A 26574-nucleotide genomic window follows, 5' to 3' on the forward strand; every position below is an offset into this window, starting at 1 on the left:
GACTATCTCGGGGTCCCCTCGGCCGACCGCGCCCGGATGCCCCGGAAACAACGCATCCGCGAACCGATAGCGATTCGCGGATGCGTTGGGCGGTAGAGGATTACAGTCCGGGGCGCTTGCCGACCGTCAGGGTGACCTCGCCGGTGCCTGCGAAGAAGTCGTTGCCCTTGTCGTCGACGACGATGAACGCGGGGAAGTCCTCGACCTCGATCTTCCAGACCGCTTCCATGCCGAGTTCCTGGTACTCGATGACTTCGACCTTCTTGATGCAGTCGAGGGCCAGACGGGCCGCCGGGCCGCCGATGGAACCGAGGTAGAAGCCGCCGTGCGCGTTGCACGCGTCGGTGACCTGCTTGGAACGGTTGCCCTTCGCGAGCATCACCATCGACCCGCCTGCCGCCTGGAACTGCTCGACGTACGAGTCCATGCGGCCCGCGGTGGTCGGACCGAACGAACCGGACGCCAGACCCTCAGGGGTCTTGGCCGGGCCCGCGTAGTACACCGGGTGATCGCGCAGGTACTGCGGCATCTCCTGACCGGCGTCGAGGCGTTCCTTGATCTTCGCGTGCGCGATGTCCCGGGCCACGACCAGCGGGCCGGTCAGCGACAGTCGGGTCTTGACCGGGTGCTTGGACAGCTCGGCCAGGATCTCCGGCATCGGCCTCGTCAGATCGATCTTGACGGCAGCACCCTTGCCGGTGCCCGACACGCCGTCGGTCTCGGCGTCGAGCTGCGAGTCGGTGACCTCCGGCAGGAACCGGCCCGGGTTGAATTCGAGTTGCTCGAGGAACACGCCCTCGGGGGTGATCTTCGCCTTCGCCTGACGGTCCGCCGAGCAGGAGACGGCGATCGCGACGGGCAGCGACGCACCGTGGCGGGGGAGACGGATCACTCGGACGTCGTGGCAGAAGTACTTGCCGCCGAACTGTGCGCCGATACCGATCTTCTGGGTGAGCTCGAAGACCTTCTTCTCGAGCTCGTGGTCGCGGAAACCGCGGCCAGTGATCGAGCCCTCGGTAGGCAGCTCGTCCAGGTAGTGGGCCGACGCGTACTTCGCGGTCTTGAGCGCGAACTCCGCGGACGTGCCGCCGACGACGATCGCCAGGTGATACGGGGGACACGCGGCGGTGCCGAGCGAACGAATCTTGGCCTCGAGGAACTGCATCATCGAGTCCGGGTTCAGGATGGCTTTCGTCTCCTGATACAGGTACGACTTGTTGGCCGATCCGCCGCCCTTGGCCATGAACAGGAACTTGTACGAGTTCTCGTGGCCCTTCGCGGTGTCCGCGTACAGCTCGATCTGCGCGGGCAGATTGTTGCCCGTGTTCTTCTCCTCCCACATCGTGATGGGAGCGTTCTGCGAGTAGCGCAGATTCAGCTTGGTGTACGCGTCGTACACGCCACGCGCGATCGACTCCTCGTCGTCGCCGGGGGTGAGCACCTGCTGGCCGCGCTTGCCCATGACGATCGCGGTGCCGGTGTCCTGGCACATCGGCAGCACGCCGGCCGCGGCGATGTTCGCGTTCTTCAGGAGATCCAAGGCCACGAACTTGTCGTTGTTCGACGCTTCCGGATCGTCGAGGATGCTCGCGAGCTGCTTCAGGTGATCGGTGCGCAGATAGTGGGAAATATCGTGCAGCGCGGTCTCGGTGAGCAGGCGCAGCGCCTCAGGTTCGACCTTCAGGAAGGTGCGGCCGTCGGGTCCTTCGACGGTGGACACCCCCTCGCTGGTCAGCAGCCGATACTCGGTGGGGTCTTCCCCGATCGGCAGCAGGTCCTCGTAGAGGAAGTCGGCCATGATTTCTCCTGGAAAGGGGCTGGGTTCGGCTAACAGGCTAGTCGCGACGGCGCAAGGCCTTGACAACGGGGCGTGTGATCCAGCCGGTCCGGGATCGCGAAGTGAACTGCGTCACCTGCGATTTCGGCAGTTCAACCGGACAGTTCGGGCAGCGTGATGCGCATCATGCCGCGACGGAACCGCGATCCGTACACTTATAAGGATGCTTCTCGCGAACATCCCCGGCGGAGTCGCCGCAGGTCTCGGACAGCTCCGACGGACCCACGCGTGGCTCGACGTGCTCGTCGTCGTGGCCGTGCTCGTCGCCACCAATATGGTCGCCCACTTCACTACAGTCTGGGCATCCATCGCGACCGTGCCGATCGCCGCGCTCGTGCTTGTCGCGATGATGCGACATCGCGGGATGCACTGGTCCGAACTCGGATTGTCGCCCCGGCACTGGAAGCGCGGGACGCTCTACTCCCTCGGTGCGGTCGGTCTCGTGGTCGCCGTCGTCGCCATCGGTATCGCACTGCCGTTCACCCGTCAGTTCTTCCTGTCCGAGCGGTACGCGACGATCTCCGGTGCCCTCGTCGCGTCGATGATCGTGATTCCGCTCCAGACCGTGATCCCGGAAGAACTCGCGTTCCGCGGCGTCCTGCACGGCGCGCTCGAACGCGCGTGGGGCGCTCGCGGTGTCTTCGCCGCCGGGTCGCTGCTGTTCGGGCTGTGGCACATCGCGTCGTCGCTCGGACTGACCTCCGGAAATGCCGGCCTGACCGCGGTACTCGGCGGTGGCGTGTGGGGGCAGGTCGCCGGCATCGCCGGCGCGGTCGTCGCGACCGCGGCCGCCGGATTCGTCTTCACCTGGCTGCGCCGCCGCAGTGGCAGCATCCTCGCCCCGATCGCGCTGCACTGGTCGCTCAACGGCGTCGGTGCGCTCGCCGCCGCGCTGGTGTGGCACGTGAGTGTGGCCTGACACTCCGTCGCGCCGACGAAGGGAGGCCCCCGTGGCTCTCGCCGTCTGCCTGCTCTTCGATGCCGACACCGAGCATGCACTGCGTCGCCTGTGGCACCGGCTCGAGAACCTCGACGTCCCCACGCTGCTCACCCACACGCACCGCCGCCACGTCCCGCACGTGTCGTACGCGGTGCTGCGGACCTTCGTCGTCGACGAGGTCGCCGACGCCGTCGAGCAACTGCCGGACGGGGGCCCGATGGTGCTGCACCTCGATGCGCTCGGCTCGTTCCGGCGTGGCCGCATCTGGCTTGCTCCCGCACCCACCGAGGACCTGCTCCGACGACAACACCGTGTCGTCGAGGCGGTCGTGGCCACCGGCGCGGACCTGCACCGGAACTACCGTCCGGGCGCCTGGACACCGCACTGCACACTGAGCCCGCGCACTCGCCTGGTCGACCTGCCGCGCCTGGCCGCCGCGATCTACGACGTATTGCCCGTCGACGCGGTCGTGGACGCCGCAGCGCTCGTCGACAGCACGACCGGGGAGCGTCTCGCGCTCCGGGGGATTCCGTGAGAAATCGGGGGAATCCCCGTGAGAAATCAGTCCTCCGGGTTCTCCACCCAATGCCCGTAGGGCGGCGGGCCCTCACTCTGGATCTGCACACCGAAGACGTGCGAGTGCTTCCACACATACCCGTGCAGGACGTGTTCCTCGGATGTCGTCGTGTCGACTACGACGATGTCGCCGCTCGGTCGCTCCTCGAGGACGAAGCCGTTGTTGCGTCCGTCCAGAACCCACCATTTTGCAGTGCTCATGATCGGTGCCCTCCGGTTCACGATGGGTGATTCGACGCTACCGCGCGGAGGTGTGCCGCGAGACCGGTTCGATCGGGTCACCTCCCGAGCAGCAAGCGGGCGGTCGCGTCGTCGGCGGGATAGAACGCCTCGATCGCCAGTTCCGACACCGTGACGTCGAGTGGGGTCCCGAACAGCGTGGTCGTGCTCAACAACGACAACTCGACGTCACCGACCCGCAGCCGCAGCGGCACCACGAGCGCCGCGCCGTCGTCCGCCTCGGCGGTCCCGTCGCCGGGATAGCCCTCGAGTTCCGCGTGCAGCCGCATCAGCTCGGGGTCGCCGGTCGCCGCGATCTGGTGCCGCAACCGGGACAGCAGGTGCCCGCGCCACTGCCCGAGATTCGCGATCCGCTGTGCCAGACCCCGGGGATGCAGTGTCAATCGCAGCACGTTCAGCGGCGGCTCGATCAGCGCGGGTGCGCAGTCGGCGATGAGCGCGGTGACGGCATCGTTCGCGTCGATCATCGTCCAGTGCCGGTCCACGACCAGTGCCGGAAACGGCATGTGCGACATGAGGATCCGGCCGATCGCGTCGGACACGGCGGCCATCGGTACGTCGCCGAGCCGATGCTCCGGATATGCCGGGGCAAGTCCCGCTGCGAGCAGCAGCGCGTTGCGTTCCCGCAGCGGAAGATCCAGGTGTTCGCCGAGTTCGAGCAACATCCTGCGCGACGGCCTCGACCGGCCGGTCTCGACGAAACTGAGGTGCCGCGCCGACACTCCCGCGAGGTTGGCGAGGGCGAGTTGACTCAGCCCACGGCGTTCCCGCCAGTGCCGCAGCAGCGCACCGGCCGATTCCTGCTGCACAGTCGTCATGAGCTCGACGCTAGGGCAAGGCGGGAACGGCTGCCATTACCTCACAGGTAATCGATTCGCGTCGCCCCGAGCGTCAGGCTCGTCCGTGTACGCACCGCCGAAACCACGGGAGACGCCATGACCGCCTACGCCGCCGCACATCTTCGCTCGGTCGACTTCGGACCGGAGATCATGCGCTACCTTCAGGGAATCGATGCGACGCTCGCGGAGTTCGGGGGCCGGTTCCTGGTCCACGGCACCGACCCGGAAGTGAGGGAAGGGTCCTGGCCCGGCCATCTCATCCTCATCGAGTTCCCCGACATCGAGCGTGCCCGCGCATGGTACGAGTCGCCGGGCTACCAGACGATCCTGCCGCTGCGCACCGAGAACTCCGACGGCTCCGCGATCCTCGTCGAGGGCGTCGCACCGGGCTACCGCGCCACGGACTACCTGGCCAAGGTGGGTGGGTACTGACCTAAGGACCCGAAAGGCTCACCGGAATGCCGGCACGGCGGGCCGGTTCGGCATAGGCGGTGGCGAGCGAGTCGACCGTGTCGTGGGCATTGAGGCCGCTCGGATTCGGCACCACCCACAGCGGGACACCGTCGATCGTCTCTTCCTGCGGTCCCGCCACCGCCTTCCGCCTGCCGAAAGCGGTGCGGTACGCGGTGATTCCCGCGACCGCGACGACCCGGGGCGTGAATTCCGCGACGACCGCGGCGAGTCGGGTGACACCGGCGCGCAGTTCGTCGGTGGTCAGTTCGTCGGCGCGGGCGGTCGCGCGCGGGGCCAGGTTGGTGATCCCGACGCCCCGGTCGAGCAGGTGCTGCCGGTCGTCCGGGGTCATTCCGGCACCGGGATCGATCGGGCGGGTGATGATGCCGGCCCGCAGCAGTGCGGGATAGAACCGGTTTCCGGGTCGCGCGAAATGTGCGCCGGTCGCCGCCGTCCACAGGCCCGGATTGATCCCGACGAACAGCAACCGGCAGCCGGGCCCGATCAGATCGGGGACGACGGCGTCGCGAAACGACTCGAGCTCTGCACGTGTGAAACCCACGCGACCACCGTAGGCGGTCTCGACGAGCGGGCATCGCGCCTCGTGCCGACGAGGTGCCCGGATCGGCGGCCGCACGCAGCGGCGGTTCTGGCGCGACACTTATCGACAGTGTGTCGATATGATGGGTTGCGGTAGGCGTCGGGAGGCGCCGGCCCGAACGGAAAAGGAGCATCCATGTTCATCGTCACCAACCGCATCCCGGTCCCGGCCGAGGGCGCCGAAGCGTTCGAGAAGGTCTTCGTCGAGAGCATGAACACCACGCTCGCCGGCGTTCCCGGCCTGCATCGGACGACGTTGCAGCGCCCCGTCGGCGACGACGCCCCCTGCGTCTCGACGATGGAGTTCGACACCCGTGACGACTTCTTCGCGTGGCTGAAGTCGGACTCGTTCCGCGCTGCCCATTCGGATCCGGATGCGCCGGGCATGCAGGCCCCGAGCGCGATCGAGCAGCACGAACTCATCGCCGACGTGCGCGTATAGGGCGGCTCAGCGCCCGTATCGGTCCCACCAGATGCGGGCGTCCTCGGGAAGGGTGCCCGCGTCCTGCGCGGCGCGGCACCAGCCCTGGGCCATGTGCAGGAAGTTCATCGGGTTGTAGGCGTCCTCCTCGTAACACCACAACCCGTCGCCCCCGTAGTGCAGGATCGTGATGTTCGCTGCCGCGTGATGCGAACCGTCGCCCGGATCCTCCATCGGGTTGTCGATCTCGGCGATCACCCACCCGCGGTCGGCGTCGACCACCGACCAGTTCGCCGGAAACGCGGTCATCCGGTTGCCGGGGAACGCGCCCATCGTGCCGATCACCCACTCACGGATCGCGTCGCGGCCCTCGAAACGGCCGTATGCGTGCTCGTAGTAGCGGGCGTCCTCGGTGAACCGGTCCGAGAACAGACTCCAGTCGCCGGTCCGCCGCGCATCCGCGGAAGCCTGTTGGTACAGCGCGAACGCATCCTCGAGTTCGCTGTGACTCCAGCCCATCGGCAACTCCACCCCCGCCTGCGTGCCCCGCCACCGCCGGATGTTCCGGCATGATCTGCGTCACTATCGCACGGCGAGGCCCGGCCGTGTCGGACCGGTCCTGCACGGTGGGAGCGCGTGCGTACGCCGCCGCCCCAGGGGCGATCCGCTAGGGTGAAGCCGACGTGCAGGATCGAGAGCGGTGCGGAGACAATCCGCACGCGATTGGGGAAGGTGTGCAGCGCCGGAACGTGGTCGGAGCCTCCGCCGAAAGTTCGGTCGGTGACGAGGTCGCACTGCCGCCGTACACAGATCTGTTGTGGCCCACGCTGCAGGCGGTCATCGCCCTCGGCGGGTCCGGTGTCATCGAGGACATCGACGCCGAAGTGATCGATCGCGCAGGCCTGCCCGACACGGTGCGGACCGTGCTCCACGGCGACGGTCCCGGCACCGAGATCGAATACCGGGTGGCGTGGGCGCGCACCTACCTCAAGGGTATGGGTCTGCTGTCGAACACCCGCCGCGGTGTCTGGAGTGTGACCGACCGGGGACGGGCGGTGCGCGAATCCGAAATCAAGCCCATGCAGGTGGCGTACACGGCGGAGAAGCGCCGCAAGCGGCTGGTTCGCACTGCGTCGTCGGGCGCTCAGGTCGTGCCGCTCGCGGCGGCACCCGAAGATCCCGAGCTCTGGCGCGAACCGGTCCTGGCCGCCGTCGCCGAGCTGCCCGCCGACGGCTTCGCGCGGATGGTCACCTCGGTGTTGCGCGCCGCCGGCTTCACGACCCTGACGATCCCCGCGCCCGGTTCCGTGCCGGACAACGAACCGGACGACGCGGATGCCGACGTCGAGGGCACCGGTGTGCTGCGGATCTCGCTGCTCAGCTTCTCCGTCTTCTTCCGGTTCGTGCGCGGCCCCGAGCGGGCCGGAGCCGACGTCGTCCGGGAGTTCCGTGCCGCGATGGTGGGTCGCGGCGACAAGGGTCTGCTCGTCTCCACCGGTTCGTTCGCCGATGACGCACGGGCCGAGGCGCATCGGCACGGTGCACCTCCGATCGACCTGATCGACGGTGACGGTCTGTGCGACCTGCTCAAGGAGCACGGGCTCGGGGTGCGGACCACGGTACGGACGGTGGAGGACGTCGCGCTGGTGCCGGCGTACTTCGCGGACCTCGCCGGGCGTTAGGGACCCGCCCGTCCGGCCCCTTTCCCGTGTTGCCCCTGTGACTGCTGGGGATGTGGTGCAATAACGGATGGTGCCCACGACCGAACCGGCTGAAGCGAGGTGCGATGAGTCTTTCTCGTCGAGAACTGTTGCGGTATGCGGCAATCGGCTCGGGAGCGGTGTGGCTGTCCGCCGTCGCTGCGCCCGGTGTCGCCCAGGGCAGGGAGGTCCTCGGCACGATCGTCGACTATTCGGCGGATGTGCCGTCGCCGCAGTCGATCCGCGCGGCCGGGCACATCGGCGCGATCCGCTATGTGTCGGATCGACGGCCCGGCGCCGAGTGGATGCTGGCCAAGCCGCTGACCGCGTCGGAGGCGACGGAGCTGACCCAGGGCGGGCTCGAAGTCGTGTCCTGCTATCAGTTCGGCAAGGCGGACACCGCGGATTGGCGGGGCGGTTTCGACGCCGGTGTCGAGCATGCGACCCGCGGTCTCGAACTGCATCGGGCGGCCGGGGGACCCGACGACCGTCCGATCTACGCGTCGATCGACGACAATCCGACGCCGGCCGAGTTCGCGACGATGATCGCCCCGTATCTCCTGGGCTGGCAGTCGGTGGTCGGCCGGGAGAACACCGGGGTCTATGCGAACTCTCCGACGATCGACCACGCCGTGGTCGCGCAACTCGGTTCGTACTACTGGCAGCACGATTGGGGTACCCCGAAGGGATACGTCCATCCTCTGGCGAACCTGCATCAGATTCCGGGGCAGAAGGCGATCGAGGGGATCGGCATCGACGTCAACCACGTGCTCACCGCGGACTACGGGCAGTGGTCGCTCACAGCCGGGTAGAGCTCCCGGGTATCAGCTCTGGCAGTGTTGCGCCGGATCGGTTTCGGCGGCGGTGACCACGAGGGTGGGATGCTCGGATTCGGGTGCGGTGTGGTCGCCGCGCCACGACAGCAACGACCAGCGGGACAACCCGGACAGGGCCGAGCCGAGACTGCCGAACGACAGCGACGACAGGGCCGAGCCGGCCGACCCGATGGACAGGATCGAGCCGACACTGCCGATCGACAGGATCGAGTAGGCGGATCCGATCGACAGGATCGAGCCTTCCGAACGAATCGACAGGATCGACCGGTGCGACCCGATCGAGCGGATCGAGCGGGTCCGGTCGTCGCCGCGGCGATTCCGGGCACCGCAGGAGATTTCGGCCATGCTCCGGTCTACCACGCCGTGACGGCTGACCGGAAGCGTTCACGAAACGACGAGACCGCCGGAGCGGGTGCCCCGGCGGTCTCGATCGACACGACGGTCTAGCTCGACGCGGTGTTGCGGATCAGCGCACCGAGATCAGGCCGATGGTCGGCAGGAAGGTGCACGAGCGCGGCTCGGCATCCGCCTTCTGAGTGGTGATACCGCCCGAGATCACGGCGACGACGTTGCCGGATCCGGTGTCGGCGATCGCGCTGAGGGTCGCCGGGCCGTCCGGATTGATCTTTGCCTCACCGGTGAGCGGCTGCGAGCCGGTCCGGCCGTTGGAGACGTTGATCCAGCTCACGGTGAGCGGGCTTTTCTGAGTGTCGGCGAGCGGCGCGGTGCCCAGCGCAGTGAAGACGAAACCGGTCTGGCCTGCGGCAGGTCCCGGAGGCGGCAGCTTCGACGGGCCGGGGACGGCCAGGGCCGTGCCGACCGAGTCTGCGGTGTCGCTGATGCAGCCGTCACCGAGGGTCGGGTACAGGAACTGCGTGATCACGACGCTGTTCGGGTCCGGGAGGTCGGGGCCGCCGCCGCCGCTGCCGTCCAGGAACGTGATGACACGCTTCAGCGTCGCCTTGATCGAGTCGGGCAGCTCGGAGTTCTCGAGCAGCTCCTTGGCCTGCGCGAGCAGGTCGTTCTTGCCGTCGTCCGCGATATCGGAGGGGCCGGCAGCGGCACCGGCGATGGCCGGGGCGAGGGACGCGAGCGCCTCGATCTCCGCGGGATTCGCGACCTGGTTCGCGAACAGGTTGGTCAGCGCCTCGATGGACAGGTCCGCAGGCACCTCGAAGGGCAGGGCACTCGTGATCTGGGCCAGATCGGGAATGGCCGGGGCCGGTGGAAGCGGTTGCGCGACCGCGTGCGTGGGCACGATCAGTCCCGCGGTGGCGGCGAGTGCGCACGTGATGAGCGCCCGTCGCATTCCTCGAGTACGAAGCACTGTTCCCCATCCTTGTCGTTGACGCCCTCGGCGACCCTGCGGGCCAACGAGAGCTGACGGCTCGAGGAGACACTCTATGTAGGCCCCCCGTTCGGTACAAGCCATAGCGCTTGATTTGCGCCGACGGCAGGACCTGCGGGGAGTGTAACTACAGTGTCTTCCGAATGGTGGTATCCGGTAGACCGTAACCCCTCCCGCGTGTTACTGCTGGGGTTGGAGATAAAACTGTTACTCCCCGGACCAGCACTTTCGGAGCGTTCGCACCGAGCCGATAGTCTCTATCCCCGGTCCTCGGGTGAGCGGGGGCCTCTGGGATGCGCCCGGTTCTCGGGTGCGCCCGGGCCGACGACCACGGGAGGCTGCGCCGCAGTGCCACAATCCGTCCGCCCCCCGCACAGGCCGAATTCGCAGCGCGTGTCGTGGTGCGCGGCACTGCTGCTCGTGTCCGTCACCGCCCGGCTGCTGTGGGCCTTCCTCACCCCCAACGGCCTGAACCTCGTCGACCTGCACGTCTACGTCGAGGGCGCGGCGAGCCTGCTGCAGGGCGATCTCTACGACTTCACCTACTCGCAAGACACCCCCGACTTCCCGCTGCCGTTCACCTACCCGCCGTTCGCGGCGATGGTGTTCTTCCCGCTGCACTACCTGCCGTTCGGATTCGTCGGCCTCGTGTGGCAGCTGCTCACCGTCGCCGCGCTGTACGGCATCGTCCGGATCGCTCTCGAACTGCTCTTCGGCGCCGACGCGCATACCACCCGATGGACATCCGTAGCGCTGGCGTGGACCGCGATCGGCGTGTGGACCGAACCGGTCCGCATGACCCTCGACTACGGGCAGGTCAACGTCTTCCTGGTGCTCGGCATCATGATCGCCGCGCGCAGCAGCCGCTGGTGGCTCTCCGGCGGCCTCGTCGGAATCCTGGCCGGCATCAAACTGACCCCGGCGATCGCGGGGCTGTACTTCCTCGCGCGCCGCCGCTGGTCCGCCGCCGTGTTCTCCGGCGTCGTGTTCTTCGCGACCGTCGCGATAAGCGTGCTGGTCCTCGGTGAACAGGCCCGCAGGTACTTCACGACGTTCTTCGGTGATGCGGACCGGGTCGGCCCCGTCGGATCGGTGTGGAACCAGTCGCTGCGCGGCGCGCTCAGCCGCATCGTCGGCCACGATGTCGGCACCGGGCCGCTGTGGCTGATCGCGGTCGTGCTCTCCGCGGCGCTCGCCTACGCCGCGTGGCGTGCGCTCGGCCCCGACGACCGGCTCGGCACGCTCGTCGTCGTCCAGCTGTTCGGGCTGCTCGTCTCCCCGATCTCGTGGGCCCACCACTGGGTGTGGGTCGTCCCGATGCTGGTGTGGCTCGTCTACGGCCCTCTTGCGCAGCGACGCGGCACCCGCGTGATCGCGGCGTGCTGGGCGATCACCACACTCGTCGGAGTGCCCTGGCTGCTCGGCTGGGCCCAGGACTCCATCTGGGAAATCTCGCGGCCGGCCGTCCTCTCATGGCTCGGCGCCGCGAACGCCGTCGGCGCGCTCGCGGTCTACGCGTGGATCGTCCACGCCGGACGGACACAGCCACCCGCGGAACCGGTCACTCCCCGGCCAGCGAGTCGATCCGGCGGGCGAGAGCCGGATCGGCGGCCGTGATCCCGCCCGCGGAGTGCGTCGAAAGCCTGTACGTCACCTTCCGCCACCGGATGTCGATGTCCGGATGGTGGTTCGCCTCCTCGGCGGCCTCGGCCACACGAGACACCAGGGCGATCGCGTCCGGAAAGGTTGCCGATTCGATGGTCCTCACCAGTGAATTCCCCTCCCGGCTCCAGCCCGGAAGGCCGGTGAGTGCGGCGTCGATCTCGGTATCGGAGAGAAGGTCGGCCATGACCCATTCTGGGACGATGCAGCGCGTGACCGCAACGGTGAGGAGCAGGCGATGACCGACCGGCCGGGCGAAGTGGTGGCGGCCGCGCTGTTCCGCGACGGCCGGCTGCTGCTAGCGCAACGCACCCGGCCCGCCGAACTCGCGGGACTGTGGGAACTACCCGGCGGCAAGGTCGAACCCGGGGAAACCGTCGAGGACGCGCTGCGCCGCGAACTGCGCGAGGAACTCGGCGTCGAGGTCTCCGGCGGCGAACGCATCGGAGCGGCAGTGCCCCTTCCGGACGGACGGATGCTGTGCGCCTACCGCGTCCAACTGGTCGCGGGTGTTCCCGCCCCGCTCGAACACTCCGCGCTGCGATGGGTCGATGCGGCGGAACTGTCGACCGTGCCGCTGGTGCCGAACGACCGCGAATGGCTACCGGACCTGCAGGAACATCTACTGCGGAGACAGTAGAATCCGCGCCGCGCTCAGGCCGCGCGGGAAGTCGATGCGCTCAGGCCGCGCGCGCCTTCGCGAGCCGTTTCTCGAGTTCCTTCTTGCTGAGATCCTCGTGCTCGATCTTCTTCATCCGCATGATCACCACCGGGCACTTGATGCACCGGACCTTCTTGCGGCAGCACTTCTTCTTCGGGGTGAGACGCGCGACCTTGCGCACCTTGACCTTGCCCACTCGCGTCCCACCCTGCCTTCCACGGACGTCATCGCAGTCGCCGACCGTGGAAGGCAGGTTAGCATTCCCTTATCGGGTGGGGCGAGGGCCGTGCACGGGGAAGTTCCCTCGCACGACGCAACGCGGATCCGTCGATTCCTTCACGTCGCGCAGGCGGCGCAACGTGTCGGGCGCGAACGCGAGATCGACGCCGTCGTGGTGCCCGAGCATCGACAGGGTCGTCGGCCCGGCGTACCACGGCTGCAGGATGTCGAGGGCCACGTCGATCGCCGCCTGTGCCGGCGCCGTCGCCTCGGGCACCGGTGCCATCGCCAGCATCATCGCGACATACTCGCCCGCGACCGGTCCAGACGCTGCCGGCAGCGTGGGATCGTCACGGAACGCGCCACCCAGATGCCGGATCTGAGCCTGCACCAGCCCGCAGGCGGGATCGGACGCGTGGGTCAGCAGCGCGGTGAGTGCGTCGTCGTCCAGCGAGACCAGCGACGCGGACCCGGTCACCGCCGGTGTCGGATCGACCGGCTCCTCGCACACGTCGCCGATCGCGCTCGGCTGCAGCGCGCCGATCGTGCTGCGCAGCAGCGTTCCGGCACCGGCGATCGGGCGCAGCAGCATCGCAAGGGTCGCGGCGCCCCCCAGCAACACCGCGTCCACCGCGCAGAACGACCGACCCCGAATCTCCTCCGGCAACTCCGGGATCGGCGGGAAATGCAGCACCGACGCGAAGAGCGTGAGCTCCCGCGGTGCCACCGTCGTGACCTCGGCGAAGGCCCGCCAGACGCGGGGAGCGTCCTCCACCGGGAACAGCAGTCGCCCGCCGGTCAGCTCCGGTGCCGGCACCAGCGCGATCTCCATTGCCGTGACGATTCCGAACTCGCCGCCGCCGCCGCGCAGCGCCCACATCAACGACGCGTCGGTGGAGTCGTCCACCCAGCGGTGGGCTCCGGTCGCGTCGACCAGCTCCACCGCCCGGATCGTGGCGGCCCCGGTGCCGTGGGCGCGACCGAACCAGGACAGGCCGCCGCTGAGACAGAAGCCCACGACCGTGACGTCGGGGCTCGAGCCGACCAGGCCGGTCAGGCCGGTGCCGTCGAGCGCGGACTGCAGTTGTCCCCACTTGACGCCGGCGCCGACCCGCGCGACGCGGGCGTCGGCGTCGATCCAGATGTCGTCCAGGGCGGCGGTGCGGATCAGCAGTGATCCGTCCGTCGCGGTCGTGGCGCCGTGCCCGCCGGGCTGCGCACTCACCGGCAGCGAATGGTCGATCGCGAAGCGCACGGCGTGCACGACGTCGGCCGCGGTCCGGGCGTGCAGCACCGCGCACGGGTGTTGCGGCACAGCCAGGTTCCAAGCCTGCGCGGCGTGGACGAACTCGTCGTCGGCGGGCAGAGTCAGGGCGCCTTCGATGCGGGCGGCAAGGTCGGGGAACGGGATCCGCGAGGCGGTCGTCGGTGTTGTGGTCATGTGGAGAAGCGTCGCCGGGCCGGGCCGGTGGCAACATCCCCGGAATGCGGGTAATTCCATCCCCCAGGTTTCTGGGGTGTACCCCGTCTGGCAGGTCCTGCACACTTACCCGGTGAGGACCTTCCGCGCCGAGGCCGCCCGTGCCGGCATCGAGACCCTGTCCCGTGCCGGTCTGCCGTGGGACATGTTCGGGATGGAGGCGCTCGACGTCCTGGGGAGGGCGGTGCCGTTCGAAGGGGTGTGCTTCGCCACCATCGATCCGGCGACCACCCTCGTCACCAGCTCCATCAAGGTCGGGATCGACGATCCGTGCGAGGAGATCTTCGCGCACCACGAATACGTGGAGGATCGGGTGAGCCTGTTCACGGATCTCGCCCGCCGCGATGTGGGCGTGAGCATCCTGCACGACGAGACCGCAGGCGACCCGCACCGCAGCTCCCGGTTTCGCGAGCTCATCGAGCCCGTCTTCGGATTCGGGCACGAGATGCGCGTCGCAATGAAGGCCGGCCGGAAGACCTGGGGTGGGATGGCCGTGTATCGGGCCCACGAATCCAGCGGCTTCAGCCCCGCCGAGGCGGATTTCGTGCGGAGCGTGTCCGGGCTGATGGCGCTCGGGGTCCGCGCCGGGCTGATCGCCACCACCGCGCAGGCGAGAACGGATTGGGCGGCACCGCTGGACGGACCTGCCGTCGTGATCTTCGACGCTGCCGGCGATGTGGAGATGGCCACACCCGGTGCCGAGCAGCGCGTCGAGGAGCTCGGGGGATCGTTGTGGACGAGTCCGCCGCCCGCGCTGACCTCCACCGTCGCAGCCGCGCGTTCGCTGCAGGCCGGCCGGACAGGCTCGGTGCCGCGACTGACCGTGCGCTCGCGGACCGGCGAGTGGCTCGTCGTGCACGCGTCGCCCCTGGCCGGTCGCGGCGAGGGCACCCGGATCGCGGTGACCATCGAGAAAGCCGGGGCCTCGGCGCTGTTTCCGCTGGTCGTGGCCGCGTTCGGGCTGACCGGTCGCGAAGGCGACGTCGTCGAGAGGGTGCTGCGCGGTGACAGCACGACGGAGATCGCGCGACGTCTGCACCTGTCGCCCTACACCGTGCAGGACCATCTCAAGTCGGTGTTCGCCAAGGCGGGCGTCACCAGTCGCCGCGAACTGATGTCGACGGTGTTCTTCGACCACTACGCCACCCGCAAGAACGGTGCAGTGGGCTGCGACGGATGGTTCGACGACGCCGCCCCGGACGCCGGATAGACGTGGCGAACATCACGTTGTAGCGCCTGGGCTGGCATAACCGTGGTTCGTCGGCGCGGAGACGGCTCTGCGGCCTGTAGGATATTCGAGGCCGCAGTGCCTGCGTGGGCCGGTTCCGGTCGCGTCGGTGTTTCGCATTCGCGTCGCGGCCACCGATACGAAATGCCGTACGGGCGAGGTGCCGACCGGGTCCAGTGCCGTGTGGCCGGACTACAGCCAGGAGAGCCATCGCGTGAGCACCGCTGATTTTCGGAACGTCGCCATCGTCGCGCACGTCGACCACGGAAAGACCACCCTCGTCGACGCCATGCTGCGCCAGTCGGGCGCCTTCGCCGAACGTGCGGAACTCGTCGACCGGGTCATGGACTCCGGCGACCTCGAGCGCGAGAAGGGCATCACCATCCTCGCGAAGAACACCGCCGTGCACCGCCACCACCAGGACGGTGCGGTGACGGTCATCAACGTCATCGACACCCCGGGCCACGCCGACTTCGGCGGCGAGGTCGAGCGCGGCCTGTCGATGGTCGACGGTGTCGTGCTGCTCGTCGACTCCTCCGAGGGCCCGCTGCCGCAGACCCGTTTCGTGCTGCGCAAGGCGCTCGCCGCCTCGCTGCCGGTGATCCTCGTCGTCAACAAGACCGACCGCCCCGACGCACGGATCGCCGAGGTCGTCGAGGAGAGCCAGACGCTGCTGCTCGACCTCGCCTCCGACCTCGACGACGAGGCCGCCGAAGCCGCCGAGCTCGCGCTCGAGCTGCCGGTGCTCTACGCCTCCGGTCGCGAGGGTAAGGCCAGCCGGAAGCAGCCCGAGAACGGCCAGGTTCCCGACGCCGAGAACCTCGACGAGCTGTTCGACGTCCTGCTCGAGTGCATCCCCGCCCCGAAGGGCAACCCCGAGGCCCCGTTCCAGGCACACGTCACCAACCTCGACGCCTCCGAGTTCCTCGGCCGCCTCGCGCTGCTGCGCGTCCACAACGGCAAGCTCCGCAAGGGCGACACCGTCGCGTGGATGCACGCCGACGGCGTGAAGAACGTCAAGATCACCGAGCTGCTCAAGACCGTCGGTGTCGACCGTCAGCCCGGTGAAGAGGCCGTCGCGGGCGACATCGTCGCCGTCGCCGGTATTCCCGACATCATGATCGGCGACACCCTCGCCGACGTCGACAACCCGGTCGCGCTGCCGACCATCACCGTCGACGAACCGGCCATCTCGATGGTCATCGGCACCAACACGTCGCCGCTCGTCGGCCGCGTGAAGGGACACAAGCTCACCGCCCGCATGGTGAAGACCCGCCTCGACTCCGAACTCGTCGGCAACGTGTCGCTCCGCGTCCTCGACATCGGGCGCCCGGACGCGTGGGAGGTGCAGGGCCGCGGCGAGCTGGCACTCGCCATCCTCGTCGAGCAGATGCGCCGTGAGGGTTTCGAGCTGACCGTCGGCAAGCCGCAGGTGGTCACCCGGACCATCGACGGCAAGCTGCACGAGCCCTACGAGGAGCTGACCATCGACAGCCCCGAAGAGCACCTCGGCGCCATCACCCAGCTCCTCGCCAACCGCAAGGGCAAGATGGTCCAGATGATCAACCACGGCACCGGCTGGGTCCGCATGGAGTTCATCATTCCGTCGCGCGGCCTGATCGGTTTCCGCACCGACTTCCTCACCGAGACCCGCGGGACCGGCATCTCCAACGCGATCTTCCACGGCTACGCGCCGTGGGCCGGCGAGATCCGTGCCCGGCACACCGGTTCGCTGGTGTCCGACCGTGCCGGCTCGGTCACCCCGTTCGCGATGATCCAGCTCGCCGACCGCGGCACGTTCTTCGTCGAGCCGGGCAGCGACACCTACGAAGGTCACGTCGTCGGCATCAACCCGCGTGCCGAGGATCTCGACATCAACGTCACCCGCGAGAAGAAGCTCACCAACATGCGCTCTTCGACGGCAGACGTCATGGAGACCCTCGCCAAGCCGATCGAGCTCACCCTCGAAGCCGCGCTCGAATTCTGTGCCGTCGACGAGTGCGTCGAGGTGACGCCGGAGGACGTGCGCGTGCGCAAGGTGCACCTGTCGGCGACCGACCGTGCCCGCGCGCGTTCGCGCGAGAAGGCCCGGAACAAGTAGCAGCCCGGGTGGTGGGCCCCGGTCGATGGGGCCACCACCGAGGCCGTTTCCGACAGAGGGAGGCTCGGTTGTTGCGTTCGCGCGTCCGGAGACGGCGGTGGCCACTGATCATGGCCGCTGTGACCGCTCTGGCCACGGGGTTGTCCGGCTGCACTGCCGATCCGCCCCCGCCGATCGAACAGACCGAGCCGACCCAGACCCCCGCGCCCGTCCCGCAGCGCAACACCGTCGTCGTCGCGATCGACGACATCGGCGCCGGGTTCAACCCGCACCTGCTCGCCGATCAGTCGCCGGTCGGCAACGCCGTGGCCGAACTGGTGCTGCCGAGCGCATTCCGGCCGGTGCCGAACCCCGGGAACCCGGCGATCGTGGACCGGGTTCCCGACGAGTCGGTGCTCGTGTCGGCCGAGGTGACCTCCCAGAACCCGTTCACGGTCACCTACCAGTTACGCACCGACGCCCAATGGTCGGACAGTGCCCCGATCGCCGCCGAGGACTTCCGCTACCTGTGGCAGCAGATGATCACCCAGCCCGGGGTCGTCGACCCGTCCGGGTACCGGTTGATCGAGAACATCGCCTCGTCCGGGGGCGGCAAGACCGTCACCGTGACCCTGCGCGAGCCGTATCCGGCGTGGCGGGAACTGTTCACCGATCTGCTCCCCGCGCACCTGGTCAAGGACACGCCCGGTGGGTTTGCCACCGGACTGGCCGAGTCCATCCCGGTGTCCGGGGGCCGCTTTTCCGTCGACTCGGTGGACCGCGGCCGCGGTGAGATCCTGCTCGAGCGCAACGACCGCTTCTGGGGGCTGCCCGCACGGCCCGACGAAATTCTGCTGCGCCGCGGCGGCACCGACTCGCAGCTGACCGACTCGATGCGCACCGGCGACGTTCAAGTCGCGCAGATTCACGGCGGCTCTGCCCTGCTCGCCCAGCTGGGTGCGGTTCCCGGCGTCCGGGCCGGCACACAAATGCAGCCGCGCACCCTCGATCTGACCCTCAACGCGCGGACCCCGGAATTCGCCGATCCGCGCGTGCGCCGTGGCGTGCTGGGTCTGCTCGACCCGGACCTGCTCGCCACCGTCGCGGCGGGAACCGAATCCGCGGTCGTCCCCGCCCGCGCCCAGGTGTTCGCGCCCTCGGACCCCGGCTACGCGCCGTCGGCGCCGCCGCGACCGACCCGGGAACAGGCCCTCGGCTTGCTCGCCGAAGCGGGATATCTGCCGGTGGCACCGGCGGTTCCGGTCGACGTTCCGGACGGGCTGCCCGTGGCGACCACGGCCGCCCCCGCGACCACACCTGCCCCGGCACCCGAGACCGAAACCGAAGGACTGCTCGTCCGTGACGGGGTGCCGTTGAGCCTGGTGATCGGTGTCGCCGAGGACGCCGGGGTTCCCCTCGCGGTCGCGCGCACCGCGGCCGACGTCCTGCGCGGCGCAGGCATCCGCACGACGGTCACCGCGCTGCCCGCCGACGAGCTGTACGGCGAAGCCCTCGTGGAAGGCAGCGTGCACGCCGTCGTCGGCTGGATGCGCGCCGGGAACGATCCGGCGACCGCCGCACTGTCGCGATTCGGTTGCCTGCCCGTTCCGCCGGCCGCGAGGGATACGACCCCGCGGGACACTGCCGACGCCGACCCGGCGGCCACCCCGGCCTCGGCCGCGCAGACCACCCCCGACGCCGAGGTCATCGAGGAGGACGCGGTGATTGCGCAGCTCGAGGCTCCCAGCAACCTGAGCTCGGTGTGTGACCCGACGCTGACCGCGGACCTCGACGCGGCGGTCCGCGGCACCGGCGACGCGCGCGAGATCCTGACGGCCGCCCAGCCGAAGCTGTGGGATCTCGCCGTGAACCTGCCGATCCTGCAGGACCGCACGGTCGTCGCGGCCGGCCCCGGAATCGACGGGGTATCGCTCGCCGGTGCGGTACCCGCGGGTGTCGTCGCGGACGCCCACGACTGGTGGAGGGCGACCCCGTGACCGCTGCTGCCCGCCGGCTGCTGCTCGTACATGCCCATCCCGACGACGAAACCCTCACCACCGGCGGCGTCATCGCCCGATACGTGGCCGAGGGCGCCGAGGTCACCGTCGTGACCTGCACGCTCGGTGAGGAGGGCGAGGTCATCGGCGACGACTGGGCGCAGCTCGTCGCCGGTCGTGCCGATCAGCTCGGCGGCTACCGGATCCTGGAACTGACCCGCGCGCTCGCCGCGCTCGGTGTCGCCGCACCCCGCTTCCTCGGCGGTGCCGGCCGCTGGCGGGATTCCGGCATGGCCGGCACCCCGTCGGCGGAGAACCCGCGAGCCTGGGTCAACGCGAACCTCGACGAGGCGGTGTCCGCTCTCGTCGCCGTGGTGCGGGAACTGCGCCCGCACGTCGTCGTCACGTACGACCCGGTCGGCGGCTACGGCCATCCCGACCACATCGCCGTGCACGAGCGTGTGACCGCCGCGGTCGAGGCCGCCGCCACCGATGCGTATCCGGACGCGGGGGAGCCGTGGGCCACCCCGAAGCTGTACTGGACCGTCACCGAACAGAGCGCACTGCGGGACGGGCTCGCCGCCCTCGGCGACCTCCCTGCCGGCTGGGCCGCACCGGGCGCCGGCGAGCTGCCGAGCGTGCCCGACGAGCAGGTCACCACCGCCGTGGACGTGAGCGGGGTGCTCGACGCGAAGCGGACCGCGATGGCCGCGCACGCCACCCAGGTGGTCGTCGCGCCGGGCGGCGCGGCGTTCGCCCTGTCGAATCTGATCGCGCAGCCGGTGCTCGCCGAGGAGCATTTCGTGCTCGTGCGGGGCACGCTCGGGAACGTCGACGTGTCCGGTCGAGAGCGTGACCTCTTCGCCGGTCTGACGTAGTGTGACGGCTGTCGCTCCGGAGTGACTCTGCTCACATTCGTTGTCCGGGTGGCCCTGATCACGGGGAGATGTGGATGTACAACTGGTCCGTCCAGAACCAGATCGTCGCGTTCGTGGATTCGTTGCGGCCCTACGCCGATCAGATCCACGCCGACTACTACCACGCGCTGTACGGTTTCGCCGATCAGCAGAGTCACCTGCTGACGATGCTCGGCTATCCACCGGTTCCCTGATCGGGCGCGCCTGCGAACCGCCCCCCGAGGTGCGCGACGACGGTCGAGAGGCGCACTATCGAAGCCATGACGGTCGATCCCGCCACCGCAGCAGCCGACGCGCCCCCCTCCGATGCCCCACCCCGGACCGGGGTCGTGGCGTTGCTCGTCGTCGACGGCCTGATCTGTGCGGTGCTGTCCGTGCTGTTCCTCGGCATGTACATCGGCTCGGTGCCGTTCCCGATCTCGATCCTCGTGGCCGCGGTCGTGAATCTGCTGCTCGTGATGGCGGTGCGCACCGAGACCGGATCTCTGGGGAAGGCCACGTGGCCGCTCGTGGCCTGGGCCGTCGGGTTCGTGTTGTGCCTGGCCGGTGGGCCGGGCGCCGATCAGCTCGCGGTCGCGGACTGGCGGATCCTGCTGCTGCCGATCGCCGCGCTCGGCCCGGCCGGGCTGTACCTGTTCAGCGCGCGCATCAATGCCATCACGAACGCAGTCCGGCAGTCTCAGCCGCAGAAGTGAGCACGTCCGTCAGCATCGCCGGGGTCAGCCGCCCGGTGAACGTGTTCTGCTGACTGACGTGATAGCACCCGAACAGATGCAGCGGTTCCCGGTCCGGGGACGCCGCCGGCAGTTCGGCGTGCGCGCCGTGCCCGAACCGCGGTAGCGGTCGCGGGATCACCCAGCCGGCGGCGGCGAGGACCGGTAGCAGTGCCTGCCAGCCGAAACCCCCGAGCACGATTACCGAGCGCAGGGTCGGGGCCAGCAGTGTCAGTTCCCGGTCCAGCCAGTGGCGGCACGTGTCGCGTTCCGCGGTCGTCGGACGGTTCGCGGGCGGTGCGCAGTGCACCGGCGACGTGATCCGGGTGCCGTGCAGGACCAGACCGTCGCCGGGGCGGGTCGCGGTCGGTTGCGACGCGAGCCCCGCCTCGTACATCGCGGCGTACAGGAAATCTCCGGACCGGTCGCCGGTGAACATCCGGCCGGTGCGATTCGCGCCGTGCGCAGCCGGGGCCAGCCCCACGATGAGCAGCGCCGCGTCGGCCGGTCCGAAACCCGGCACCGGGCGGCCCCAGTACTCCTCGTCGCGGAACGCGGCGCGTTTGTCGCGCGCCACCTGCTCACGCCAGGCCACCAGCCGCGGGCAGGCGCGGCAGTGCACGAGCCGGTCGTCCATCTCGGCGAGGGTGTGCAGATCCTCGTCGGGAGGCCACGTCATCGGTGCTCCCTCGCCCACACGTCGCCGGCGCCCGGGGTTACCGCCTCGACCAGCGACCACGCCTGTTCCACCGGCAGATCCAGGACCTCGTAGTGCCCGACGCCCGCGGGTGTCGCAGCAACGACGGTGGCGACGCCGGCCCGCCGCTGGAAGAACGACTGCCGCACGGTCCAGCCGATGATGCCGTCGGCTTCGAGGCAGACCCGCTGCCGATCCAGCGACCCGCTGCGGGTGATCAGCCACCCGGGCAGGACGGCGTGCCCCAGACTGCGGTACCGGTCCCAGGCCAGGCCGGCCGCGACCGGTATCAGCAGAGCGGCACCGATCCACACGGGGAGTGGAACCGTCCGTCCGGTGACCGCCGTCGCGACGGCCGCGACCGCGAGGGCGGCGAGGACGGGCAGGACGGCCCGGGTGTAACGGCGCCGCCGCGCGGCCGGGCCGTGCGGCCGCAGCGGTGTCGCCGGCAGCGCCGGGTCGCGCACCACCGCCGTCGCGACGCGGTGCGCCTCGGCGGCGGGAGCCGCGGGCAGCAGCAGCGAGGATTCACCGCGCTCGGCCGCGACACCGGTCATGATCGCGTCGAGCCGGGCCCCGCCGGCGATCCGCAGGGCGAGCGGTTCGCGCAGCACCGCGCCGCGCAGCCGCGCCCGGTCCAGCGTGGTGTGCCGCACCCGCAGCAGACCGTGACCGATGCGCAGGGTGCGGCCGTCGTCGGTGACGAGCAGATTTCCGTAGAGCAGCAGGTATCGCACGCAGGCCGCGGCACTCGCGACCGCGAGCAGCGCGGCGACCGCGACCGCGACGGCGAGGACCGGTCCGGCCGCGGTGGCCCACGAGATGCCGCGCTGCACGGTGCGGGACTCGGCGAGGCGTTCCCCGATCCCGTACTGGAATGCCAGGCCGGCGACCGCGGCGACCGCGACGAGCCCGGTCGTGGAGAACGGTGCGTACCGCACCCAGGAGGGTTGCAGCCGGGCCAGCTCGGTTTCGGTGGGGGCGGCCGCGGCGGCGGGACCGTCGCCCGGGGCGGTGTGCGCGGACAGCAGCGACTCCCGCAACGCCGGCACCGCGCCGATCGCGAGGCCGTCGAGTTCGAACCGGTTGCGGTCGCGGCCGCCGCCGGTGGCCTGGCCGGTGCCGATCCGCACCGACGCGAGCCCGAGCAGCCGGTGCATGACGCGACGGTCGACGTCCACCGAACGGATGCGGCTGCGCGGAATCGACAGCACCTGCCGCTGGAGCAGCCCGCGCCGCAGCTCGACGTGCGCCGGCCCGATCCGGTAGGTGGTGGTGAACCACCGCAGGACACCGATGACGACGAGCAGCCCGGCGACCGCCAGCCCCCATCCGTGATTGCCGCTGCTGCTCCCGACGACCACCGACACGGCAAGCACCGGCAGCAGGCGGAGAATCTCCTGGACGGGATGGACCAGCAGCATCCGGGGATCCAGGCGCAGCCACGGCTGTTCCGCTTCGGCGGCGAGCGCGGCGGGACTCTCCGATTCCGGGGGGACGGGGTCGATGCTCATGTCGCATCGACCCCGTTGCGGCCGGCGATCTCGGTGAGCCGCGCCGTCGTGGCGTCGGCGACCGCGACGTCGAGTGCGGCGATCTCCACGGCCCCCGCCGACGACGCGGTGGTGACGGTGACCGTCGCGAGTCCCAGCCACCGGTCGATCGGGCCGCGCTCGGTGTCGACGGTCTGGATCCGGGAGATCGGCGCGATGCGGCGTTCCTGCGTGAACCATCCCGATCGGGTGTAGACGGCGGTGTCGCTGATCTCCCAGCGGTGCACCCGGTACCGCCACATCGGGACGATGCCGACGTGCGCGGTGGCGAGCGCGACCGTCGCGACCGCGGCCGCGACGTGCCACGGCCCGCGCCCGTGGTCGACGATCGCCCACACGATCTGCACGCCGACGATCGGAATCCACAGCAGCGCGGCGTTCACGGCCCACAGCAGACGGGCCTTCGGGCTCGGCCGCCAGGCGGGATCGGCCATCGGCACCGGGGCCGGGGGAACGGTCCGGGCGTCGGGTCTGCCCACGTCGGAATCCGGTGTCAATTCGTGCTCCTCGTCGCAGGGCGGGTCGTCCCCGAGTATCTCGCAGTGCTGGGGCCCGGAGTCAGGCCTTCGGTTCGGCGGGTGGTGGGAGGTGATCACGGGCCCGGATCGGTCGCAGCCGTTAGGCTCGGTCGTACCGGCAGGCCCGGCACGCGGGCCGGCCGGTCGAAACGAGGAGGACTGTGATGACCGGATCAGCACGCCCCGACGAATTCGCCGGACTGCCCGAGGCCGATCGGATCGAGCAGGCCACCGACGCATACGACGACGAAGCCGCAGACGACGTGGTGCCGGACCAGGTTCCGCTCGAGGTCGATCCGGGCGATGCCGTCGAACAGAGCCTGTCCGTGCCCGAAGACGAGGACTATCCCAGGGAGTGAACACCCGAAGGTGGCACCCGTCGGAGTCGTGGCGCATGATCGGCCAATGACCCGCTCCACTGACGACGACGCTCCCGTCACAATTCTTCCCATGCCTTCGGTTCGCCCCGGCGCCGCCGGGCGGGCCGGAGAGCGGGCTGTGCCGGGGATGCGACGCGCGTTGCGCCGGGCTCGCGACGGGGTGACCCTCAACGTCGACGAGGCGACCGTGCTGTTGCAGGCGCGGGGCGCGGACCTGGACGATCTGTGCGCGTCCGCGGCGCGGGTGCGGGACGCGGGTCTGCTCGCGGCGGGACGTCCGGGCATCGTCACGTATTCGCGGAAGGTGTTCGTACCGATCACCCGCCTGTGCCGCGACCGCTGCCACTACTGCACGTTCGTCACCGTGCCCGGCAAGCTGCGCGCGGAGGGGCGAGGCATGTACCTCGAACCCGACGAGATCCTCGAGATCGCGCGGCAGGGAGCCGAGCTGGGATGCAAGGAAGCGTTGTTCACGCTCGGTGACCGGCCGGAGGACCGGTGGCCCGAGGCGCGGCAGTGGCTCGACGAACGCGGCTACGACTCGACCCTCGACTACGTGCGGGCCATGGCGATCCGGGTGCTCGAGGAGACCGGCCTGCTGCCGCACCTGAACCCGGGCGTGATGAGCTGGGCGGAGATCTCACGGCTCAAGCCGGTCGCGCCGTCGATGGGCATGATGCTGGAGACGACGGCCGAGCGGTTGTTCACCGAGAAGGGGCAGTGCCACCACGGTAGCCCCGACAAGGACCCGCAGGTGCGTCTGCGGGTGCTCACCGACGCCGGCCGGCTCTCGGTGCCGTTCACCACCGGCATCCTCGTCGGCATCGGTGAGACGTTCACCGAACGTGCCGAGTCGATCGCTGCGATCCGTAAGTCGCACAAGGCATTCGGTCACATCCAGGAAGTCATCGTGCAGAACTTCCGGGCCAAGGACGACACCGCGATGCGCGAACACGACGACGCCGGGCTCGACGAGTTCCGGGCCGCGATCGCTGTGGCCCGTCTGGTGCTCGGACCCGGGATGCGCATCCAGGCACCGCCGAACCTCGTCTCGCACGACGAGTGCCGGGCTCTGCTCGCCGCCGGTGTCGACGACTGGGGTGGGGTGTCGCCGCTGACCCCCGACCACGTCAACCCGGAGCGGCCGTGGCCGAACCTGGACACGCTCGCGCAGCTCAGCGCGGACGCCGGATTCACCCTCACCGAACGGGTCGCCGCGCAGCCGCAGTATGTGCTGGCCGGCGCGCCGTGGATCGACCCGCGCATCGCAGCCCACGTGCGCGCCCTGTCCGATCCGGCGACCGGGCTCGCGAAGGACGTGATCCCGTCCGGGCTGCCGTGGCAGGAACCGGACATCGACTGGGAGTCGTCCGGGCGTATCGACCTGAACTCCGAGATCGACGTCACCGGCCGCAACACCGAGCACCGCTCGGACCTGGGCAGCGCGTTCGGTGACTGGGAGACCGTGCGCGAACAGGTCCTCGCCCTCGGGGCGAGCGCGCCCGTGCGGGTCGACACCGATGTGCTCGCGGCCCTGCGCGCGGCCGAACGCGACCCCGCCGGCTGCTCCGACGCCGAGTACCTGGCTCTCGCGACGGCCGACGGTGCGGGCCTCGAAGCGGTCGTCGCCCTCGCGGACACGCTGCGCCGCGACACCGTCGGCGACGACGTGACGTACGTGGTGAACCGGAACATCAACTTCACCAACATCTGCTACACCGGCTGCCGGTTCTGCGCGTTTGCGCAGCGCAAGGGCGACGCCGACGCGTTCACGCTGTCCGCGAGCGAGGTCGCGGACCGGGCGTGGGAGGCGCACGTCGCCGGTGCCACCGAGGTGTGCATGCAGGGTGGCATCGACCCGGAACTGCCGGTCACCGGCTACGCGGACCTCGTACGTGCGGTCAAGGAGCGCGTTCCGTCGATGCACGTGCACGCGTTCTCGCCGATGGAGATCGCGAACGGCGTCGCGCGCAGCGGCATCTCCACCCGCGACTGGCTGATCGAACTGCGCGAGGCCGGCCTGGACACCATCCCGGGCACCGCCGCCGAGATCCTCGACGACGAGGTGCGCTGGGTGCTCACCAAGGGCAAGCTGCCGACCGCCGAATGGATCGACGTCGTCACCACCGCGCACGAGGTGGGGCTGCGGTCCAGTTCGACGATGATGTACGGGCACGTCGACCAGCCCCAGCACTGGGTGGGGCACCTGAACGTGCTCCGCGGCATCCAGGACCGCACCGGCGGTTTCACCGAGTTCGTGCTGTTGCCGTTCGTGCACCAGTCGTCGCCGCTGTACCTCGCGGGCGCGTCCCGTCCCGGCCCGACGATGCGCGACAACCGCGCTGCGCACGCGCTGGCCCGCATCATGCTGCACGGGCGGATCGACAACATCCAGACGAGCTGGGTCAAGCTCGGTGTCGCCGGGACGCAGGCGATGTTGCAGGGCGGCGCCAACGACCTGGGCGGCACGCTCATGGAGGAGACCATCTCGCGGATGGCGGGCTCGCAGCACGGATCGGAGAAGACCGTCGCCGAACTCGTCGCGATCGCCGAAGGGATCGGCCGTCCGGCACGCCAGCGCACGACCGCGTACGCGCCCCGCGCGATCGGCGTCAGCGTTCGCTGACAACCACGTCCGGGACACTTCCACGCAGGCCTCCGGACGGGTCAGGGCACCCT

Annotated in this window: 29 protein-coding genes; 16 read left to right on the forward strand and 13 right to left on the reverse strand. The window is 69.7% G+C overall.

Features of this window, described 5'->3' with window-relative positions; genetic code table 11:
* Window positions 1–100: 100 nt before the first annotated feature.
* The gene (locus RZ1_RS05240; protein ID WP_072809852.1) at window positions 101–1798 is read right to left on the reverse strand and encodes a fumarate hydratase; all 1698 of its coding nucleotides are present in this window, start codon (window positions 1796–1798) and stop codon (window positions 101–103) included.
* Window positions 1799–2000: 202 nt separating this feature from the next.
* Here RZ1_RS05240 and RZ1_RS05245 point away from each other — a divergent pair, with 202 nt between their 5' ends.
* Together RZ1_RS05245 and RZ1_RS05250 are read left to right on the forward strand one after the other, a co-directional pair.
* Entirely contained in the window at window positions 2001–2756 is a 756-nt protein-coding gene (locus RZ1_RS05245) for a CPBP family intramembrane glutamic endopeptidase (RefSeq protein WP_072809854.1), read from the forward strand.
* A 31-nt stretch (window positions 2757–2787) separates the two neighbouring features.
* On the forward strand, window positions 2788–3312 hold the full coding sequence (locus tag RZ1_RS05250) for a 2'-5' RNA ligase family protein (protein WP_072809856.1): 525 nt from the start codon (window positions 2788–2790) through the stop codon (window positions 3310–3312).
* Window positions 3313–3338: 26 nt separating this feature from the next.
* Here the strand turns inward: RZ1_RS05250 and RZ1_RS05255 are convergent, their stop codons facing one another.
* Window positions 3339–3554, reverse strand: a complete 216-nt coding sequence (locus RZ1_RS05255) for a maltose regulon activator MalT (RefSeq protein ID WP_072809858.1) — start codon at window positions 3552–3554, stop codon at window positions 3339–3341.
* A gap of 77 nt (window positions 3555–3631) precedes the next feature.
* Window positions 3632–4411 (reverse strand): helix-turn-helix domain-containing protein, encoded by a 780-nt coding sequence (locus RZ1_RS05260; RefSeq protein ID WP_072809860.1) that lies wholly within the window; start codon window positions 4409–4411, stop codon window positions 3632–3634.
* Between the two features lie 117 nt (window positions 4412–4528).
* On the opposite strand from RZ1_RS05260, the gene RZ1_RS05265 reads away from it, so the two are divergent.
* Window positions 4529–4864 (forward strand): DUF1330 domain-containing protein, encoded by a 336-nt coding sequence (locus tag RZ1_RS05265; protein WP_072809862.1) that lies wholly within the window; start codon window positions 4529–4531, stop codon window positions 4862–4864.
* A gap of 1 nt (window position 4865) precedes the next feature.
* Here the strand turns inward: RZ1_RS05265 and RZ1_RS05270 are convergent, their stop codons facing one another.
* A complete protein-coding gene (locus tag RZ1_RS05270) occupies window positions 4866–5447 on the reverse strand; it encodes a mismatch-specific DNA-glycosylase (RefSeq protein ID WP_072809992.1) in 582 nt (193 codons plus the stop codon).
* 174 nt (window positions 5448–5621) lie between these two features.
* Here RZ1_RS05270 and RZ1_RS05275 point away from each other — a divergent pair, with 174 nt between their 5' ends.
* Window positions 5622–5927 (forward strand): antibiotic biosynthesis monooxygenase family protein, encoded by a 306-nt coding sequence (locus tag RZ1_RS05275; RefSeq protein WP_072809864.1) that lies wholly within the window; start codon window positions 5622–5624, stop codon window positions 5925–5927.
* Window positions 5928–5933: 6 nt separating this feature from the next.
* On the opposite strand, the gene RZ1_RS05280 is transcribed toward RZ1_RS05275, so the two are convergent.
* Window positions 5934–6425 (reverse strand): nuclear transport factor 2 family protein, encoded by a 492-nt coding sequence (locus tag RZ1_RS05280; RefSeq protein WP_072809866.1) that lies wholly within the window; start codon window positions 6423–6425, stop codon window positions 5934–5936.
* A gap of 215 nt (window positions 6426–6640) precedes the next feature.
* Here RZ1_RS05280 and RZ1_RS05285 point away from each other — a divergent pair, with 215 nt between their 5' ends.
* Both RZ1_RS05285 and RZ1_RS05290 read left to right on the forward strand, forming a co-directional pair.
* Window positions 6641–7588, forward strand: coding sequence for a restriction endonuclease (locus tag RZ1_RS05285; RefSeq protein ID WP_072809867.1), 948 nt, complete (start codon window positions 6641–6643; stop codon window positions 7586–7588).
* 104 nt (window positions 7589–7692) lie between these two features.
* Window positions 7693–8418 (forward strand): DUF1906 domain-containing protein, encoded by a 726-nt coding sequence (locus RZ1_RS05290; RefSeq protein ID WP_072809869.1) that lies wholly within the window; start codon window positions 7693–7695, stop codon window positions 8416–8418.
* Between the two features lie 12 nt (window positions 8419–8430).
* Here the strand turns inward: RZ1_RS05290 and RZ1_RS05295 are convergent, their stop codons facing one another.
* The gene (locus RZ1_RS05295; RefSeq protein ID WP_072809871.1) at window positions 8431–8787 is read right to left on the reverse strand and encodes a hypothetical protein; all 357 of its coding nucleotides are present in this window, start codon (window positions 8785–8787) and stop codon (window positions 8431–8433) included.
* Between the two features lie 121 nt (window positions 8788–8908).
* The gene (locus RZ1_RS05300) at window positions 8909–9751 is read right to left on the reverse strand and encodes an Rv1157c family protein (protein ID WP_072809873.1); all 843 of its coding nucleotides are present in this window, start codon (window positions 9749–9751) and stop codon (window positions 8909–8911) included.
* A 387-nt stretch (window positions 9752–10138) separates the two neighbouring features.
* On the opposite strand from RZ1_RS05300, the gene RZ1_RS05305 reads away from it, so the two are divergent.
* Window positions 10139–11407: a mannosyltransferase gene (locus tag RZ1_RS05305; protein WP_072809875.1), complete on the forward strand. Its 1269-nt coding sequence runs from the start codon at window positions 10139–10141 to the stop codon at window positions 11405–11407.
* Here the strand turns inward: RZ1_RS05305 and RZ1_RS05310 are convergent.
* Window positions 11352–11639 carry a 4a-hydroxytetrahydrobiopterin dehydratase gene (locus tag RZ1_RS05310; protein WP_072809877.1) on the reverse strand — a complete coding sequence of 96 codons (288 nt, stop codon included), beginning with the start codon at window positions 11637–11639 and terminating at the stop codon, window positions 11352–11354. The genes RZ1_RS05305 and RZ1_RS05310 overlap by 56 nt on opposite strands.
* 51 nt (window positions 11640–11690) lie before the next feature.
* Here RZ1_RS05310 and RZ1_RS05315 point away from each other — a divergent pair, with 51 nt between their 5' ends.
* On the forward strand, window positions 11691–12092 hold the full coding sequence (locus tag RZ1_RS05315; protein ID WP_072809879.1) for a (deoxy)nucleoside triphosphate pyrophosphohydrolase: 402 nt from the start codon (window positions 11691–11693) through the stop codon (window positions 12090–12092).
* Window positions 12093–12132: 40 nt separating this feature from the next.
* Here the strand turns inward: RZ1_RS05315 and RZ1_RS30420 are convergent, their stop codons facing one another.
* The gene (locus tag RZ1_RS30420) at window positions 12133–12309 is read right to left on the reverse strand and encodes a hypothetical protein (protein ID WP_169917863.1); all 177 of its coding nucleotides are present in this window, start codon (window positions 12307–12309) and stop codon (window positions 12133–12135) included.
* A gap of 69 nt (window positions 12310–12378) precedes the next feature.
* The gene (locus RZ1_RS05320; protein ID WP_072809881.1) at window positions 12379–13773 is read right to left on the reverse strand and encodes an FAD-binding oxidoreductase; all 1395 of its coding nucleotides are present in this window, start codon (window positions 13771–13773) and stop codon (window positions 12379–12381) included.
* A gap of 112 nt (window positions 13774–13885) precedes the next feature.
* Here RZ1_RS05320 and RZ1_RS05325 point away from each other — a divergent pair, with 112 nt between their 5' ends.
* The 6 genes from RZ1_RS05325 (at window position 13886) to RZ1_RS05345 (ending at window position 20729) form a co-directional block, all read left to right on the forward strand.
* Entirely contained in the window at window positions 13886–15022 is a 1137-nt protein-coding gene (locus tag RZ1_RS05325; protein WP_072809993.1) for a helix-turn-helix transcriptional regulator, read from the forward strand.
* A 232-nt stretch (window positions 15023–15254) separates the two neighbouring features.
* Window positions 15255–17141 carry a translational GTPase TypA gene (gene typA, locus RZ1_RS05330; RefSeq protein WP_072809995.1) on the forward strand — a complete coding sequence of 629 codons (1887 nt, stop codon included), beginning with the start codon at window positions 15255–15257 and terminating at the stop codon, window positions 17139–17141.
* A gap of 110 nt (window positions 17142–17251) precedes the next feature.
* The gene (locus RZ1_RS05335) at window positions 17252–19117 is read left to right on the forward strand and encodes an ABC transporter family substrate-binding protein (RefSeq protein WP_072809883.1); all 1866 of its coding nucleotides are present in this window, start codon (window positions 17252–17254) and stop codon (window positions 19115–19117) included.
* Entirely contained in the window at window positions 19114–19995 is an 882-nt protein-coding gene (mshB, locus tag RZ1_RS05340; RefSeq protein WP_072809997.1) for an N-acetyl-1-D-myo-inositol-2-amino-2-deoxy-alpha-D-glucopyranoside deacetylase, read from the forward strand. The genes RZ1_RS05335 and mshB overlap by 4 nt, the downstream gene beginning before the upstream one ends.
* Before the next feature lie 74 nt (window positions 19996–20069).
* Window positions 20070–20228 (forward strand): hypothetical protein, encoded by a 159-nt coding sequence (locus RZ1_RS30425; protein WP_169917865.1) that lies wholly within the window; start codon window positions 20070–20072, stop codon window positions 20226–20228.
* 66 nt (window positions 20229–20294) lie between these two features.
* A complete protein-coding gene (locus RZ1_RS05345) occupies window positions 20295–20729 on the forward strand; it encodes a hypothetical protein (RefSeq protein ID WP_072809885.1) in 435 nt (144 codons plus the stop codon).
* Here the strand turns inward: RZ1_RS05345 and RZ1_RS05350 are convergent.
* From RZ1_RS05350 to RZ1_RS05360, 3 genes are read right to left on the reverse strand one after another with little or no spacing between them, the layout of a single operon-like run.
* Window positions 20692–21426, reverse strand: coding sequence for a uracil-DNA glycosylase (locus tag RZ1_RS05350; RefSeq protein WP_072809998.1), 735 nt, complete (start codon window positions 21424–21426; stop codon window positions 20692–20694). The two genes, RZ1_RS05345 and RZ1_RS05350, sit on opposite strands and share 38 nt — an antisense overlap.
* Complete coding sequence (locus RZ1_RS05355) at window positions 21423–22958, reverse strand: PH domain-containing protein (protein WP_072809887.1); 1536 nt, start codon at window positions 22956–22958, stop codon at window positions 21423–21425. Before RZ1_RS05355 ends, RZ1_RS05350 begins: the two co-directional genes overlap by 4 nt.
* Window positions 22955–23431 carry a PH domain-containing protein gene (locus tag RZ1_RS05360; RefSeq protein ID WP_072810000.1) on the reverse strand — a complete coding sequence of 159 codons (477 nt, stop codon included), beginning with the start codon at window positions 23429–23431 and terminating at the stop codon, window positions 22955–22957. Before RZ1_RS05360 ends, RZ1_RS05355 begins: the two co-directional genes overlap by 4 nt.
* A gap of 248 nt (window positions 23432–23679) precedes the next feature.
* Here RZ1_RS05360 and RZ1_RS05365 point away from each other — a divergent pair, with 248 nt between their 5' ends.
* Window positions 23680–23874: an Rv3202a family protein gene (locus RZ1_RS05365; RefSeq protein WP_072809889.1), complete on the forward strand. Its 195-nt coding sequence runs from the start codon at window positions 23680–23682 to the stop codon at window positions 23872–23874.
* Window positions 23875–23920: 46 nt separating this feature from the next.
* The gene (locus RZ1_RS05370) at window positions 23921–26521 is read left to right on the forward strand and encodes a bifunctional FO biosynthesis protein CofGH (RefSeq protein WP_072809891.1); all 2601 of its coding nucleotides are present in this window, start codon (window positions 23921–23923) and stop codon (window positions 26519–26521) included.
* The last annotated feature ends 53 nt before the right edge of the window (window positions 26522–26574 follow it).

This window comes from Rhodococcus zopfii NBRC 100606 = JCM 9919, from assembly GCF_001895025.1.
GTDB classification, from domain to species: Bacteria; Actinomycetota; Actinomycetes; order Mycobacteriales; family Mycobacteriaceae; genus Rhodococcus; species Rhodococcus zopfii.